We start from the raw sequence: 13,978 nt of genomic DNA, 5'->3' as shown, positions 1-13,978 counted from the left end.
ATCACGTCCCTGGCTGCTGTCGGTGCCGATCTGCCTCGGCAGTCCAGGTCAGCCGCAGGGTCTGCCCGCCCGTCGCGTTCCCGCAGACGATCCGGACCGTGAGAGCGACGCGGGTCGGGGTGACCAGGTTGCCTCGCGCCTGCCACTCGGCTAGCAGGCTCATCGCGGTGCAGACGGCCAGCATGCCCGCCATCAGGGTGGTCGACTGCCAGGGCAGGGCGCCCGCAGTCAGGGCGGCCAACGCCGCCCATGCTCCGTGCTTGGGCAATGTCCTCATCACACCCCACTGTCGTGCGGAGTGCCGCTCGCGTTTAGTCGTCTGCGTGAATCACTCTCGCCCGGACGGCTTGTACGCGGTGACGAGTTCCCAGGTGCCCGGCAGCACGGCCACCTCCTGGAAGCCGACCTCGGTGAGCAGCTTGGTGTAGTGGTCCGCCTCGCGGAGCCGGCTGACGCTGCTGTCGACGCCGATCAGGAAGTAGCTCCAGAAGAACTGCATGGCCAGTCGGTCCGGGGTGCGGAACTCCTCGCAGATCAGGAGCAGCCCACCCGGCTCCAACGCCGCGTACGCCTGCTGCACCAGTTCGCGGGCCACCGCGTTCGGCCAGTCGTGCAGGACCCGGACGAAGGACAGCGCGTCGTAACCGCCCGGTAGGGGTTCGAGGAAGAAGTCGCCGCCGACGAAACCGAGTCGATCCGCGTGGCCACGGGCGTCCCGGGTGGCGGCCACCAGTGGTGCCACCGCCGGCAGGTTGTACACGTCGGCCCGCAGGTCCGGCGCGGTGTCGAGGATGTGCGCGGCGAGGGTTCCGTCACCGCCGCCGACGTCCAGCAGCCGATGCCGGTCCGACCAGAGCCGATCTGAGTGCCGGCGTACCGTCTCGATCGCCGGTCCCAGCCCGAGGGCCATGCTGCGCTCGAACTCGGCGGTCTGCTCGGCCGTCTTCGGTGGCCAGGCGAACCCGTCGTCGATGCTGACCTCACCACGCAGGCTCTCGGCCAGCCGGCCGTGCAGCTGCCGCCACGGGTAGCGATCTCTGTCCCGCTCGGTGGCGTCCGGACCGACCACCGCGTTGACCGCGTCCCGCAGCCCCGGCACGGCGCGGTAGCTGGTCGCGCCGATGTCGTCGTCGGGCTCGTCGCGGGTCAGCAGCCCGAGGCTCTCGATGCAGTCGAGGAACTTGTACAGCCGCAGCGGAAGCACCCCGAACCGGGTGGCCAACGCGTCGAGGCGGACCGGTCCGGCCTCCAGCGCGTCGAGCAGTCCCAGGTCGAGTGCCGTGTGCAGCACGTCCATGGCCTTGGGGCCGTTGACGAGCAGACTCATCAACGCCCGGGGCGAGAGGGTGACGGTCACCGGCGCAACTCCTCTTCCAGCGCATCCATGAACAGGTCGATCTCGTCGAGGGTGTTGTAGACATGCGGGCCGACCCGCAGGTAGCCGCGCCAACTGCAGATCACGTCCCGAGCGGCCAGCCGCTGCTTGACGGCCTCGCCGTCGGGGATGTCCAGGCACACCACGCCGCCTCGGGCAGCGCTGTCGGTGGGGCTGACCACCGTGATGCCGGTGGCCTCGGCCCGATCCAGCAGCCGTTGGGTGAGCGCCAGCGAATGCCGCCGGATGGCGTCGGCTCCGACGTCGAGCAGCAGGTCCAGGCCGACCTGGGAGATCAGGGAGGTCAGCGGGTACGGTGTGCCGCCGGCGAAGCGACGGATGCCGGGCGCCCAGCCGGGCGACGGTCGGAAGGTCAGTGCCCGGTCGCCGGCCTGCCACCCGGTGGCTGCCGGAGTCAGCAGTGGCACCAGGTCCGGCCGGACATAGAGGAAGGCGGTGCCGGCGCCGCAGAGCCACTTGTGGGATCCGCCCAGGACGACGTCGACGCCGAGTGCGGTGACCTCCAACGGCACCACCCCGACGGTCTGGAAGGCGTCCACCACCACCAGCGCACCGACCTGGTGGGCTCGGGTCACCAGCCGGGACAGGTCGACGGTGGCCCCGGAGGTGAAGCTGGCGTGCGGCACGCACACCAGCAGCGTCCGCTCGTCGATCCGGGCTTCCAGCGCGTCCTGGTCGAGGTGGGGGCCACCGGTGCCGACCACGTCGAGCTGCGCGCCATATCGGGCGTACGCCCGGAAGATGAACGGCACCGTCGGATAGTCGAGATCCGTGATGACCACCCGGTTGCGGGGCGGGCGGTAGTCGAAACAGGAGGCCAGTCGGGCCAGGAAGGTGCTCAGGTTCGCGTCGGTGAGCACACTGCCCGGCGGCGCGCCCAGCAGGGCGGCCACCGAGTCGGCGTACCGGTCGAGGCCGACATGCCAGTCCTGCCAGACGTCGTCGCGCCAGGTGCGTAGCGTCTGCCAGTAGTCGTGCAGCACCCGCTCGACACCCCTCGGCGCGGCACCGGTGGAGTTGCTGTTCAGGTAGACGCAGTTTTCCAGCAGGGGGAACTCCGCGCGCAGGGCGGCGTGTGCGGCGGCGTCGAGGCACCGGGGATTCTGCTCGGGCCGGTTCACGCGCAACGCCTTTCGTCCTGGTCGGGTGTGGCGGCGTCGGTGGTCACGGCGGCGAAGACCGGGGCGGTGCTGACCGCTGCCAGGTAGGGCGTACCCTCGGTGTAGCCCGTGCCGGACCGCGCACCGAGCATCCGCACCGCGACCCGCAGATGGGTACGACGCCACTGCGTCAGGGCACCGGCGAACGCGGCCATCCGCCGTGCCACCAGGATGGCGTCCGCTCCGGTGAGCCGGCCGTCGGCAACCGCCCGCCGGTACGTCTGGTCCACTGTCGGCTGGCCGTCGCGTACCCGGGCCTGCACCTCCGGCACCGACTGGTAGGCGACCGAGTCCAGTCGGCCCACCTCCGGGGTACGGCACAGCGACTCGACCAGCTTGTAGGAGCGGGACTGGATCGCGCTGGCCCCCTCGGTGTACTGCCGGAAGGTGCGGAACGACTCCGGCTGCATGGTGGCCAGCAGGGAGAAGAGGGGAGCTGCGGTGCACAGCAGGTCACCCGCGTAGCCGAGTCGTTCGGCGGCGGCGGCCGGCGTGTCCCCCGCCAGGGCGGTCACTGCCGCCCGAAGTTCCTCGGCGACCCCGGCGAAGATGCACTCGTAGGCCTGGAGCACCCGGATGAACAGGTACTCGTCGTGCGTCACGTGGACCGGCAGCATGCTCAGCCGCAGCGACGGGTCCCCCGGGGAGAGCAGCGCACGGGCGACGGCGAGCAGGCCGGTCGCGGCAGTGGCCGGGGGGGCCACTCCGACCGCCTCGGCCACACCGAGACGAGCCAGCGCAGGAGCGACGGCTCGCACACCCAGCCGGCACCGTTTGGTCACCAGCACCGGTCCGGGCCGCTCCTGTGGAAGTAGCCCGGTGGTGTGCGCGGCGGCGGCCAACTCGAACGCCAGCGTGTCGGCGACCAGGCTGACGAGGAGCCGGTCCCGGACCCGCCGCTCGTCAGCGGCCTCCACTGTGGGCGGATCGTCGGTGGAATCCGGCAGTCGGAGCAACCGCAGGGCAAGGTAACTGCGATAGTCGTAACGGCCGTCCCACTTGTCGAGTGCGACGTCCAGGAAGTCGGTCAGCTGCCGGGTCGCGGCGTCGCCGCCGGCGGTGGCCCGGCGGGCCACCACCTGCCGAGCGCTGTCGAGCAGGGCGAGAAAATCCTTTTCGACAAAGTGTTTGCCGAGCCGGTGAAATTCGGCCAGCACCGGCGAGTAGGGAAAGCTGTGCGGTTCACTCGGGCCGGACAACCAGGAAGTCAACGCACGCACATGCCACCCCTCGAACTTGACGAGACCGAACCACGCTGACGGTCGAGGGATATGCCGTCGACCACAGAGCCCGGGGTTGAGCAGGGCTATCCGTTGGTGATTAGGCTCATCCGCGCCTGCCACAGTGCGGGAAAGAATCGGTGTCCGGCGAGCTTTGCCAGCATGTTCGCCGCGCTACCGGGGCTGCCGGCCGGCCGATGCCCGCCGATTCGCAGTGCCACCTGGTAATGGCGGACCCGCCACACCGACACCCGTTCGTCCCACTCCACCATCGCCTCGGCGAGCCGGTGCAGCGGTTCTGACGGGTCGGTCGGGCACATCTCCGTCGCGGCGACGCCGTGCGTGGCGAGCTGCTCGTCGAAGGCACGGCCGAGCTTTCGGCTGGCTGACTGGACCTCTCGCCACCCAGGCGATTCTGCACCGGAACCGTTGCCCAGAGCAGGCTGCATCGCCTGGAAATCCACTGGTGAGAGATATCGCAACATCTCCAACTGGTCGGTGATCAATCGGACCGCGAGCGTCGCCCGGACCAGCAGCGCCTCCGCCGCCGCCAACTGCCCCGCAGCGACCTGTGCGGTCGCCTCCGCCAACTCCGCTGCCGCCAGTTTGAGCCACAACTCAGTCGACTGGTGCACCACCTGGAAAAGCAGTTCGTCGCGATGTATGACCTCGTCCGGCGATCGTTGCAAATCGAGCAACGCATCGATCCGCATGTAGCGTGCATAGTCCGTAGCGCCGTGGCCTGGCAAGACAGGCGAATGGTCGTGCTTCACGGAACAGCCCTCCGTCTGGGCGCTGGCGCCGAGATCAACGATGTTGCCGGCGGTCATCATCCAACGACGGACAGCAATGCGCCAGCCCTCGGTCGCCATGAGTTTCGGATCAATCCACTCACCGTGATGTGCACCCCCGCTCCGTCGGCCGCACGCCTCAAGCCACCGACTTGCATCGATGCGGAGGGCGGCATCGCCTACGGTTCGATCGTTAGCCGGATGATCGAGGTGCCGGCCAGGGTGAACCGGTAGTGCAGGTCCGCCGAGCCGCCCGGGAAGTTCCCCTCCAGATGCTGGAGCACATCGAACTGGGCTGCACCGATCCGATGAGCGCCGACGAAATCCGTGCTGTACGTGTACCGGCTGCCACTGTTGGTCAGCCAGGCCCGGATTTCTTCCCGCCCCCGGTAGGTGTGGCCCTCGTCCGTCACCACGGCGTCTACGGCGAACGCGCGCACCGCGGTCTCGGTGTCCCGGGCTTCGTGCGCGGAAAGGTACGCCGTGATCACGGCCGGCAACTCGGCCCAGGTGAGGGCAGCTTCGGGGTCTGATGTTTTGTGCATACCCCCACGGTCGGGTCTCCCCCGACGAGAAGGTCAAGTGCGCCGGGAGTCGCCAGGGCCGCGGCACCTCGGTGCGGGGTACCGCCTCGGTCACGAGGTCTGACGTCAGCCGGGGGTGAGTCGGAAGACCGGCCAACCGATCTCGGTACGCCACCGCCGGGGGTCCCCGGTGTCGCGGGGACCCGCCGGGTATGTCTCGTGGACGGGTCCGTCGATGCCCAGGGCGTGTGAGACGACCCAGTCCCCCAGCCGGCCGTAGGTGACATCGATGTCGTCGTGCGGGCCCGCATGGACGGTCACGGCCAGGTCGGCCGCCGGCAATTCGACAACCTCCATCCGGCCGCCGCCGAGCGGGCTGCGGACCGGCCGGAAGACGGTCATGACGCCGACGCCGTCGGTGAAAAGCTCGTTGGCGTACCGGCCACCGGGCGGCCCGGCGCGTTCGGCCTGCGGGAAGGCGGCATCCAGCTCGTCCATGGCCGTGTCGAACCAGGCGAGTGAATTTTCGATCCGGACCGTCGCGCTGATGGCGACCACGGTCCGCGCCGGCACGGAACGCAGCTCGACCTCCAGTGTCGCGGCGTCCGGTCGCAGCAGCTGGCGCAGGGACACCACGGCCGCGCGCGTGCGGTCGAGTGCGGCCTCCAGCCGGCGCAGGTGACCCGCGATGAGTTCGGCGCGCTGCTGCGGATCGCCGGTCGTGATGATCGACCTGACTTCGACCAGCGGCACGTCGAGCTCTCGGAGCCGATGGATGACCTGCGCGGTCGCGATCTGGTCGGGCAGGTAGTACCGATAGTTCGTGTGCGGATCCACCGTCGCCGGCACCAGCAGCCCGGACTCGTGATAGCGCCGCAGGGTCCGTACGCTGAGGTGCGTCACGGTGGCGAACTCGCCGATGGTCAGGCCCCTGCGCAACGTCACGGTGTCATCCTCGCGTCTCCCCTGGGGAGAGGGTCGACATTCCCGGTCGACGCCTCGACGGTCTCCCCCGCGCCACCGGGCCGCACTGATGACCCTCTGGCGTCGAGGTACTCGGCGAGCCGGGCGGCTCCGGTGAGCAGGGCACGGCCGCGCGCGGTGAGTTGGTCCCGCCACTGACGCAGCGACGCGGCGAGGGGTTCGGCACCCCCGGCTTCGCGTACCCGACGCAGCACCTCGGCGATGTGGTCCAGCCGGTACCCACCCCGGCGCAGCAGGTGCGCGAGTTCGGCGTCGCGGACATCGTGCGGCGAGTAGGTGCGGTAACCGGTAGCCGGGTCCCGGGCGGGCCGCAGAACCCCGGCCCGCTCCCATTTACGCAGGGTAGCCGGGCGCACCCCGAGTCGGTGGGCCAGCACGCTGATCGGTACGGCGGTGCGGCGCGGCGGCTGCGGCTGCGCCCCGGTGAGGGTGGCGACGGCCGCCTCTACCGCGTCCAGGGTCTCCCGGTCGCGTTGTAGCAGCGCATGGCTGTGGTCGATCGTGCGCATCGCCCCGTCGATGTCGCCACGGATGACCGCCCGCATGATGTCGCCGCCGGCCGCGTAGCCGTGGCCCACGATCAACGCCAGGTAGGCGCTCAGCGCGGTGGCGTGCACCTCGGTGAACTGGCGGTAGCCGGTCGGGCTGCGCACGGCCGGTGGCAGGACCCCGTCGCGTTCGTAGTTGCGTACGGCTTGGGCGGAGAGGCCGTGGCGACGCGCCAGGTCGATCGGTCGGCGTACTGGGGTGGAGGGTTTTGTGGGTGTCACCGTGCTCCGTCGCTCAAGAAGTCTCAACCGGTGGTTCAACGATACGGTCGATGCAATGACCTCCCTTCTGGACCTGTTCGCCGTACCGCCGTCCCTGCTCGCGCTCGGTGAGCCGACGCACGGGGAATCCGCCTTCCTCCAGATCCGCAACGACACCTTCCTGGCCCTGGTCGAACGGGGCTACCGGTCGATCGCGGTGGAGAGTGACCGGGCGGCGGGGCTGATCGCCGACGAGTTCGTCCAGGGGTCTGCGGCCGTCACCCTGGACCGGGCGCTCGCCGAGGGGTTCAGCCACGGGTTCGGTGCCGCCCCGGCCAACCGGGACCTGCTGCTGCGGATGCGCGAGTACAACGCCGGCCGGCCGGCTGCCGAACGCCTGACCTTCCACGGCTTCGATGCTCCCCTGGAGCTGGCGGGTGCCCCCAGCCCACGCCACTACCTCGTGCGGGTCTGCGACTTCCTGGACCTGGACCGGGCGGCGGAGATCGACGACCTGGTCGGGGAGGAGGCGCGGTGGAGCGACCCGGCCGCGATCTGGGAGCCCGGCAGGTCGATCGGGGGTTCGGCCCAGGCCCAGCGGCTGCGGGTGCTCGCCGATGACCTGCTGACCGAGCTGTACCTCCAGGCTCCCCACCGCGCTGAGGGCTGGCCGGCGGCGTTCGTCCACGCCACGTCCGCCGTCGCGGTGCTGCGCTACCACGCCGCAGCCGCCGCCGCACTGCCACGGGAGGAACGCTTCGCCCGCCTGGCCGGGGTCCGGGACGCGCTGATGGCCGAGAACCTGCTGGCCATCCGGTCGGTCGAGGCGCACCGGGGACCCACCCTGGTCTTCGCGCACAACACCCACCTTCAGCGTCACACCAGCAGAATGACGATGGCCGGGACGGACCTGTCGTGGGCCGGTGCCGGCGCGATCGTCGCCACCCTGTTGGGCGACCGGTACGCCGTGGTCGTCGGAAGCCTCGGCGCCAGCCCCGCCCTCGGCATCGAGGCCCCCGACCCCTCGACCTACGAGGGCAGACTCCAGCAGGAGGGCACTCTTCCCCGCTTCGTTCGGGCATCCGAGATAACAGCGGCCGAGCGGAGAACCCATGACTACCGCTACTTCCCCCTGGATCAGGCCACCATCGACCACGCCGACGCGGTGCTGCACATCCCCACCGGTCTCGACGCTGCCGTACTCGCCGATCGGATCCTCGCGCTGCCGGGGGTGGAACAGGTCGTGGCCACCGAGGAGAGCGGGGCCCCCGAGGGTGCCTGGGGGGACCGGTTCTTCCATGTCGGTCCGGACCGCCGCCAACCCTTCGCCACCATCGTCGAACACGACGTGCCCGGCTTCGACGAGGCATCCCAGCTGGATCGTCCCGGCGTCTTCCGGCTCAACCTGGACCTGGGCCGGGCCGAGTTCGAGCGCCTGTTCGGCTTCCCACCCAAGGACTTCGAGACCCACCGGCACACCTTCGACTTCGCCCGGCTGGACACCGTCCTACCCCACCCCGGCTACGCCCTGTATGGCTTCGCCAGCATCGTCATGCCCGGCCCGCAACTGCTGCCCGAGATCGACCGGCTGCTCGTGATCGCGTACGCCCGAGCGGTCGACCGCCACGAACGCGCCCTCCGCCGGACCGCTGACCGACAGGTGACTGTCGATGAGATGTAGCCCGGCCCGAGTGGATCTTCCCGTTCACCGGCCTGCAGCCCGCCCAGACGGTTGTCTCGACCCGGACCGCAGCCGGCGTCGGCATGGTGGGAGGCATCGTCTCGTGCGCCGGGTACGCCTGAAAGCGCGGCTGGTCAATGCACCACCGGTCGGGATCCGGGCAGCGGTAGTCCACCCCGCACCGCGAGAACGCGTTTGCGTTTACCTCACGTCTCAACCCAGAGCGGTATCAGGGATGTACACCCTGGGGAGTACGGAAATCAACTCCCACCAGCGGACGCAGGTGCAGGCTGCGCTTTGTAGCGTGAAGTGTCGCATCCATCTGTAATCGGAGCTTGAGATGACCGAGAAGAGTGCGTCCAAGTCGCTCCTGTCGAACCGGCTGTTCTGGGCGGGCATCGTTGTGGCACTGGTGGGCCTGGTTTTCAACCTCGGCTGGTTCTTCGTTCCGTTGAGCGTCTGGCTCGATGATCCCGGTTTCGTACCGATGCCCGAAGTGCTACTGGGCTGGTGGGTAATCGCCATCGGTGTCGTGATGATGATCTGGAGCCTGCGTCGCAGGCTGTCTCGCTAAGTCCACGACCACTTCCACACGGTGCTGAGCCTCGATGATCCGAGGGGTCGGGCGGGTAGGGGCACGAATACCGACCAGGAGAAACGACCTTGGAAAGGGTAAATCGTCGTACCGCGCTGAGATGGTTTGCCGCCTCAGGGGCTCTCCTCGTTGCCCCGGCTGCCGGCTTTGCCGGCTACCTCTACGTCGATTCCGGACGCAGCAACACGGGTACGCTGTCGTTCCGTAACCGGCTGAAGGTACCGCCGCTGTTGGAACCGTCCTCGGACAGTGACGGGCGCAAGCGTTTCAAGCTCACATTGAGCGAGGGACGCTCCGAGTTGCTGCCGGGCACGAGCGCTGTCACCTGGGGCGCCAATGGACCACTACTCGGTCCCACCCTGCGGGCCCGCTGGGGCGAGCAGGTGGCGGTCGATGTAACAAACACTCTCGATGAGACGACGACGATTCATTGGCACGGAATGCACCTGCCCGCCAGAATGGACGGCGGTCCGCACCAACTGATCAGGCCGGGGCAGACCTGGCAGCCATACTGGACTATTGAGCAGCGGGCCAGCACCCTCTGGTATCACCCGCACCTGCACGAGGCCACGGCGGCACACGTCTACCGAGGCATCGCAGGATTCTTCCTGATCGACGACGACGAGACCGACGCGCTGCCGTTGCCGAAGCGCTACGGCGTCGACGACATCCCCCTTGTCATCCAGGACCGCAAGATCGCCGACGACGGGACGCTCGACACGTCGGACATGAATTTCAGCGGTCTCACCATCACCGGTCTGCTCGGCGACAAAATTCTCGTCAACGGCACCTACGACCCGTTCTTCGAAGCGACCACCACGCGCGTCCGCTTTCGGCTGCTGAACGGCTCAAACGCCCGGATCTACCACATCGGATTCACCGACAACCGGGATTTTCAACTGGTCGCCACCGAAATGGGGCTACGAGACAGGCCGCTGTCGCTGAACCGACTCCTGCTCTCCCCCGGCGAGCGGGCCGAGATCGTGGTGACGTTCCAGCCCGGCGAAGAGGTGATCCTGCGCAGCTTCGATCCTCCGCTCGGCGCGAACTTTGCCTACGAGCGATTGGCGGGCGGCAGCGACACCATGGATCTGCTCAAGATTGTCGCGGCGGGCACACTGCAGCCCGCAGCCGAGATACCGGACACCCTGAGCCCGACCCGGCCGACGCCGAACGTAACCCGTCCCGATCCGTTCCAGATCACGATGGGCGATTTTCTGCTCAACGACAGGACCATGGAAATGGGCCGAGTCGACCGCGTCGTTCGAGCGGAATCGGTCGAGCTGTGGGAGATCAAGAATGGTCAGTCAATCCCACACAACTTCCATGTCCATGGCGCGGCATTCCACGTCATTGACATCGATGGCCGCCCACCGGCGGACTATCTCCAAGGCGAAAAGGACACGGTCTACGTCGCGCCGAATACGATCGTCCGCCTCGCGGTACGGTTCCTGACACACTCCGACGTCACGGCGCCGTACATGTATCACTGTCACATTCTTGCCCACGAGGACGCCGGAATGATGGGTCAGTTCCTGACGGTGTCGAAGCAGGACGAACCACGGGTGCCGCAGGAGCTGACCGTGGAGAACCACGCCACACATGGCGGTGGCTGAAGATCCTTGTGAGGGCTTACCGGCGAAGGTTCACGGTAGGGTGATGCAGGCGGAGAAGATTCGGCCTCGAAGGTTATGCCCCATCATGGAAGTCGATCCAGTGCACGACCCGGCTCTCGTCCCGGCGACCAGACGTCGCATCGACAGCATCGTGGACGTGCTGGTCGCCGGGGGAAGCGCAACCGCGATCACCGTTTTCACGTCGGTGGCGGCCGAGCGAAACGAGTCCTCCGCCCTTGCCGCCTATCTCCTCGGCATCATCCTGGGCGGCCTGTTGTTCTTCCGTCGCCGGCAGCCCGTGCGGGTCCTGGTGCTGTCGATGATCGTCGTCATGGGCTACAACCTGACCGGCCTCCCCGGGATCTCGCCGATCTGGTCGCTGCTCGTGCCGCTCTACACCGTCGCCCGACACGGCCAACTACTGCTCGGCGCCGCCGTGGGCACCTCTCTGGAGATCATTTCAACCGGTTGGGTACTCAACTCCGACGTCCCGCCGCTCGAAATTCTCGACGGAGCGATCCAGGAGACGGCCGTTCTCGGCGTCGTCCTCGTCGCAGGGGCGGCACTGCGGAACAAGGAACGCTTCGCTCAGGAGTTCACCGCCCGGCTTGCCGCAGAGCGCGAGCAGCAGCAACGCGAGGCGGCTCGCCGAATCCTGGAGGAGCGGCTACGTATCGCTCGTGAGTTGCACGACGTCACCGCGCACACCGTGGCCGTCGTCGGGATCCAGGTCAACCTGGCCCGCGAACTGGTCACCGATGATCCGGACACGGCCCGGGAACTGCTCGACAACGCCCGCCAGCTCAACCTCGACGCGGTCGGCGAACTCCAGGCCGCGGTCCGACTACTGCGCGCCGACGGCACCCAGCCGGAGCCGGATCGCCGCCCGATGCCTGACGAATCGCAAATTCCAGACCTGCTCGACCGCGCGGCGGAAAGTGGCCTGACCGTCGAGTTCGACCGGCAGGGCGAACCGCGGCCAGTGCCACCAGCGGTCGGTTTGACCCTCTACCGGATCACCCAGGAGTCGGTGACCAACGCACTGCGACACGCAGACGCCGACACCCTCCAGGTGAGCCTGCGCTACGAGGCGGACGGTGTCGGCCTCGACGTGATCGACGACGGAAGAGGCAGCCATCCCGCAGACGGGTCGGATTCGGACCGCCCCGGCGGGGCGGGGTACGGGCTTGCCGGCATGCAGGAACGGGTCAGCAGCCTGGGCGGCAGACTGACCGTGGGCCCGGCCCCCGAGAGGGGCTTCGCGGTACGGGCCTGGCTGCCGCTGTCGAAAGCCGGAACCTCCGCAGCGCCGGAGACCCCGTCGATGCGGACGGACCCGTCCGTGCGGCACTGAACGACCAGGGAGGCTAGCAGGATGACCATCAGGGTACTTCTCGCCGACGACCAGCAGCTCGTCCGGACCGGCCTGCGTGGCCTGCTCGAACGCGATCAGGACATCACGGTGGTGGCCGAGGCGGCGGATGGCCCCGAGGCCATCCGGCTGGCGCGACAGGTCAGCCCGGACGTGGCACTGCTGGATATCCGGATGCCCCACCTGGACGGCTTGGCGGTGGCTCAGCAACTCACCACCGACCCGGCGACCACCAGCATTCGGATCATCGTGCTGACCACCTTCGAGCAGGATTCGTACATTTTCGAAGCGCTCAAGGCCGGCGCCAACGGGTTCCTCACCAAGACCGTCAGCGGCGAGGAACTGTGCCGGGCCGTGAAGGTGGTGGCCGCCGGTGAGGCGCTGCTCAGCCCCAGCGTCACCCAAAGGGTCATCGCCGAATTCAGCCGCCGTCCGGAACCGGTTAAGGCGGCCCCCGAGCAACTCGCCGCCCTCACCGCCCGGGAACGCGAGGTGATGTTGATGATCGCGGCCGGCCTGAGCAACGTCGAGATCGGCCGGGCCCTGCGAATGAGTCCGCTGACCGCGAAGACCCATGTCAGCCGAATCATCACCAAGCTCGGCGTACGCGACCGGGCGCAACTGGTGGCCATGGCGTACGAGAGCGGGTTGGTGCAGCCCGGTGCAGGTCTGCCGCGCCCGACCTGACCGGCGGGCGGGGCCACCGGCGGCCGGTCCACGGTCGGTCAACCGGTGAGCGTCCCATCGTCGGCACCACTACCGACCATCCGTCCGGCCACGACAGCCCCGCCAGCGAACTCCGCCCACACCACGTCACCGTGTTGGTGGTAGTCCGCCACCGGCGGCATCCGCCGTCTCCGGCGCCGAGGATGAAAACTACGCCCGTCGTAGTTCACGGCATGTTCCCTATCGACGCCGGAGTCTGAGGCGCCTGCGGGGTATGTGGATCTGGCCAGTGCACGAAGCTCTGCTCCTCTCTGATGGTGTACACCTGCCGATCCAGCAGGGTGTTGACGATCAGCGCGGCGCGTACCGAGAGCAGGCTCAGGTTCGGGTCGCTCAGGCCGTGACTAAGTAACGCCCCGGTACTGCACGTACGAGACGTCCTTAGGATGGTCTCGATGACCATTCCCGGAAAGCCACCCGAGGACGCCCCGACCTACGCAGCCCGACTCGAAGAGGCCCTGCGGCTGCTCTGCGGTTCGCCGGTCGGTCTCGATGTCGCCGTCAAGCGACTCAGCCGTGGCAGCGGTGTCTACGCCTGGTGGGCTGCTCCCTCGGTCCTTCCCGACCTTCCCGGGCCGCCGAACGACAGCGACCCGTCGCTACGACTGCTGTATCTCGGACGAGCGACCAGCCTGCGGGGCCGTGTCCTGCGCAACCATCTGAGGCGTTCGGGCAGTTCGACTCTGCGCCGTACCCTGGCCGGGCTTCTCGTGTCCGAGGGATACCGGACGACCTGGACCGATCGCGTCGTCCTGGTCCCTGAGGATGAGGCGCGGCTGACCGCGTGGATGTACGAGCATCTGCGCTTGACCTGGGCGCAGGATGCGGAGCCGGCGGCCATCGAGGCCGAACTGGTCCGGCGCCTGCACCCGCCGCTCAACGTCCACGGGGTCGCCCCCGAGCACCTCCAGGCCGCCGTGATCGCCGCCAAGAAATCGTACGACGCCAGCAGTGGACCGACCGGGCCCACACAAACGCCGTAGGTAGTCGTCCGAGACGCTGCGGTCACCGATGTGGGGCCCCGCCGACTCGCCTGCGCTCTCCCCTAATGGGAGCTACCGGGTCAGCTGTTGGCAGACTCGGTGCCTGGTAGCCGCGGGCGGGTGAGCACTTTCATCCCCTGGACCGATGTCGAGTCCTAGGGTCAGACCGTGCCCCCGCTCG

The 13,978-nt window shown here is 68.4% G+C and carries 14 protein-coding genes; 6 read left to right on the top strand and 8 right to left on the bottom strand.

From position 1 onward, the window contains the following. Position 1 precedes the first annotated feature (1 nt). From ACGFIK_RS25970 to ACGFIK_RS25935, 8 genes are all read right to left on the bottom strand, one after another. On the bottom strand, positions 2 to 277 hold the full coding sequence (locus ACGFIK_RS25970) for a hypothetical protein (RefSeq protein WP_393341812.1): 276 nt from the start codon (positions 275 to 277) through the stop codon (positions 2 to 4). A gap of 51 nt (positions 278 to 328) precedes the next feature. Continuing rightward, positions 329 to 1,357, bottom strand: a complete 1,029-nt coding sequence (locus ACGFIK_RS25965) for a methyltransferase (protein WP_393341811.1) — start codon at positions 1,355 to 1,357, stop codon at positions 329 to 331. Next, positions 1,354 to 2,517: an aminotransferase class V-fold PLP-dependent enzyme gene (locus ACGFIK_RS25960; RefSeq protein ID WP_393341808.1), complete on the bottom strand. Its 1,164-nt coding sequence runs from the start codon at positions 2,515 to 2,517 to the stop codon at positions 1,354 to 1,356. The genes ACGFIK_RS25965 and ACGFIK_RS25960 overlap by 4 nt, the downstream gene beginning before the upstream one ends. Next, positions 2,514 to 3,776, bottom strand: a complete 1,263-nt coding sequence (locus ACGFIK_RS25955; protein WP_393341806.1) for a tryptophan 2,3-dioxygenase family protein — start codon at positions 3,774 to 3,776, stop codon at positions 2,514 to 2,516. Before ACGFIK_RS25955 ends, ACGFIK_RS25960 begins: the two co-directional genes overlap by 4 nt. Before the next feature lie 86 nt (positions 3,777 to 3,862). Next, positions 3,863 to 4,549 (bottom strand): tryptophan 2,3-dioxygenase family protein, encoded by a 687-nt coding sequence (locus ACGFIK_RS25950; RefSeq protein ID WP_393341898.1) that lies wholly within the window; start codon positions 4,547 to 4,549, stop codon positions 3,863 to 3,865. A gap of 197 nt (positions 4,550 to 4,746) precedes the next feature. Then, positions 4,747 to 5,112 (bottom strand): nuclear transport factor 2 family protein, encoded by a 366-nt coding sequence (locus tag ACGFIK_RS25945; protein WP_393341804.1) that lies wholly within the window; start codon positions 5,110 to 5,112, stop codon positions 4,747 to 4,749. Positions 5,113 to 5,217: 105 nt separating this feature from the next. Continuing rightward, positions 5,218 to 6,036, bottom strand: a complete 819-nt coding sequence (locus ACGFIK_RS25940) for a MerR family transcriptional regulator (RefSeq protein ID WP_393341802.1) — start codon at positions 6,034 to 6,036, stop codon at positions 5,218 to 5,220. Beyond that, positions 6,033 to 6,845 carry a TioE family transcriptional regulator gene (locus ACGFIK_RS25935; RefSeq protein WP_393341799.1) on the bottom strand — a complete coding sequence of 271 codons (813 nt, stop codon included), beginning with the start codon at positions 6,843 to 6,845 and terminating at the stop codon, positions 6,033 to 6,035. Before ACGFIK_RS25935 ends, ACGFIK_RS25940 begins: the two co-directional genes overlap by 4 nt. Positions 6,846 to 6,900: 55 nt before the next feature. Between ACGFIK_RS25935 and ACGFIK_RS25930 the strand changes: the two genes are divergently transcribed. The 6 genes from ACGFIK_RS25930 (at position 6,901) to ACGFIK_RS25905 (ending at position 13,797) form a co-directional block, all read left to right on the top strand. Further along, positions 6,901 to 8,505 carry a DUF6194 family protein gene (locus ACGFIK_RS25930; RefSeq protein WP_393341797.1) on the top strand — a complete coding sequence of 535 codons (1,605 nt, stop codon included), beginning with the start codon at positions 6,901 to 6,903 and terminating at the stop codon, positions 8,503 to 8,505. Between the two features lie 340 nt (positions 8,506 to 8,845). Then, positions 8,846 to 9,079, top strand: coding sequence for a hypothetical protein (locus ACGFIK_RS25925; RefSeq protein WP_327025708.1), 234 nt, complete (start codon positions 8,846 to 8,848; stop codon positions 9,077 to 9,079). Between the two features lie 89 nt (positions 9,080 to 9,168). Next, positions 9,169 to 10,716: a multicopper oxidase domain-containing protein gene (locus ACGFIK_RS25920; protein WP_327025707.1), complete on the top strand. Its 1,548-nt coding sequence runs from the start codon at positions 9,169 to 9,171 to the stop codon at positions 10,714 to 10,716. A gap of 43 nt (positions 10,717 to 10,759) precedes the next feature. Further along, complete coding sequence (locus ACGFIK_RS25915; RefSeq protein WP_393341895.1) at positions 10,760 to 12,070, top strand: sensor histidine kinase; 1,311 nt, start codon at positions 10,760 to 10,762, stop codon at positions 12,068 to 12,070. Between the two features lie 21 nt (positions 12,071 to 12,091). After that, positions 12,092 to 12,775, top strand: coding sequence for a response regulator transcription factor (locus ACGFIK_RS25910; protein WP_327025705.1), 684 nt, complete (start codon positions 12,092 to 12,094; stop codon positions 12,773 to 12,775). A gap of 434 nt (positions 12,776 to 13,209) precedes the next feature. Next, positions 13,210 to 13,797, top strand: a complete 588-nt coding sequence (locus tag ACGFIK_RS25905; protein WP_327025704.1) for a GIY-YIG nuclease family protein — start codon at positions 13,210 to 13,212, stop codon at positions 13,795 to 13,797. The last annotated feature ends 181 nt before the right edge of the window (positions 13,798 to 13,978 follow it).

This window comes from Micromonospora sp. NPDC048871, from assembly GCF_043198155.1.
In the GTDB taxonomy this organism is placed as follows: Bacteria; Actinomycetota; Actinomycetes; order Mycobacteriales; family Micromonosporaceae; genus Micromonospora.
Note: the sequence above shows the minus strand (reverse complement) of the source record. Positions and strands in the feature narration are given on the sequence as shown.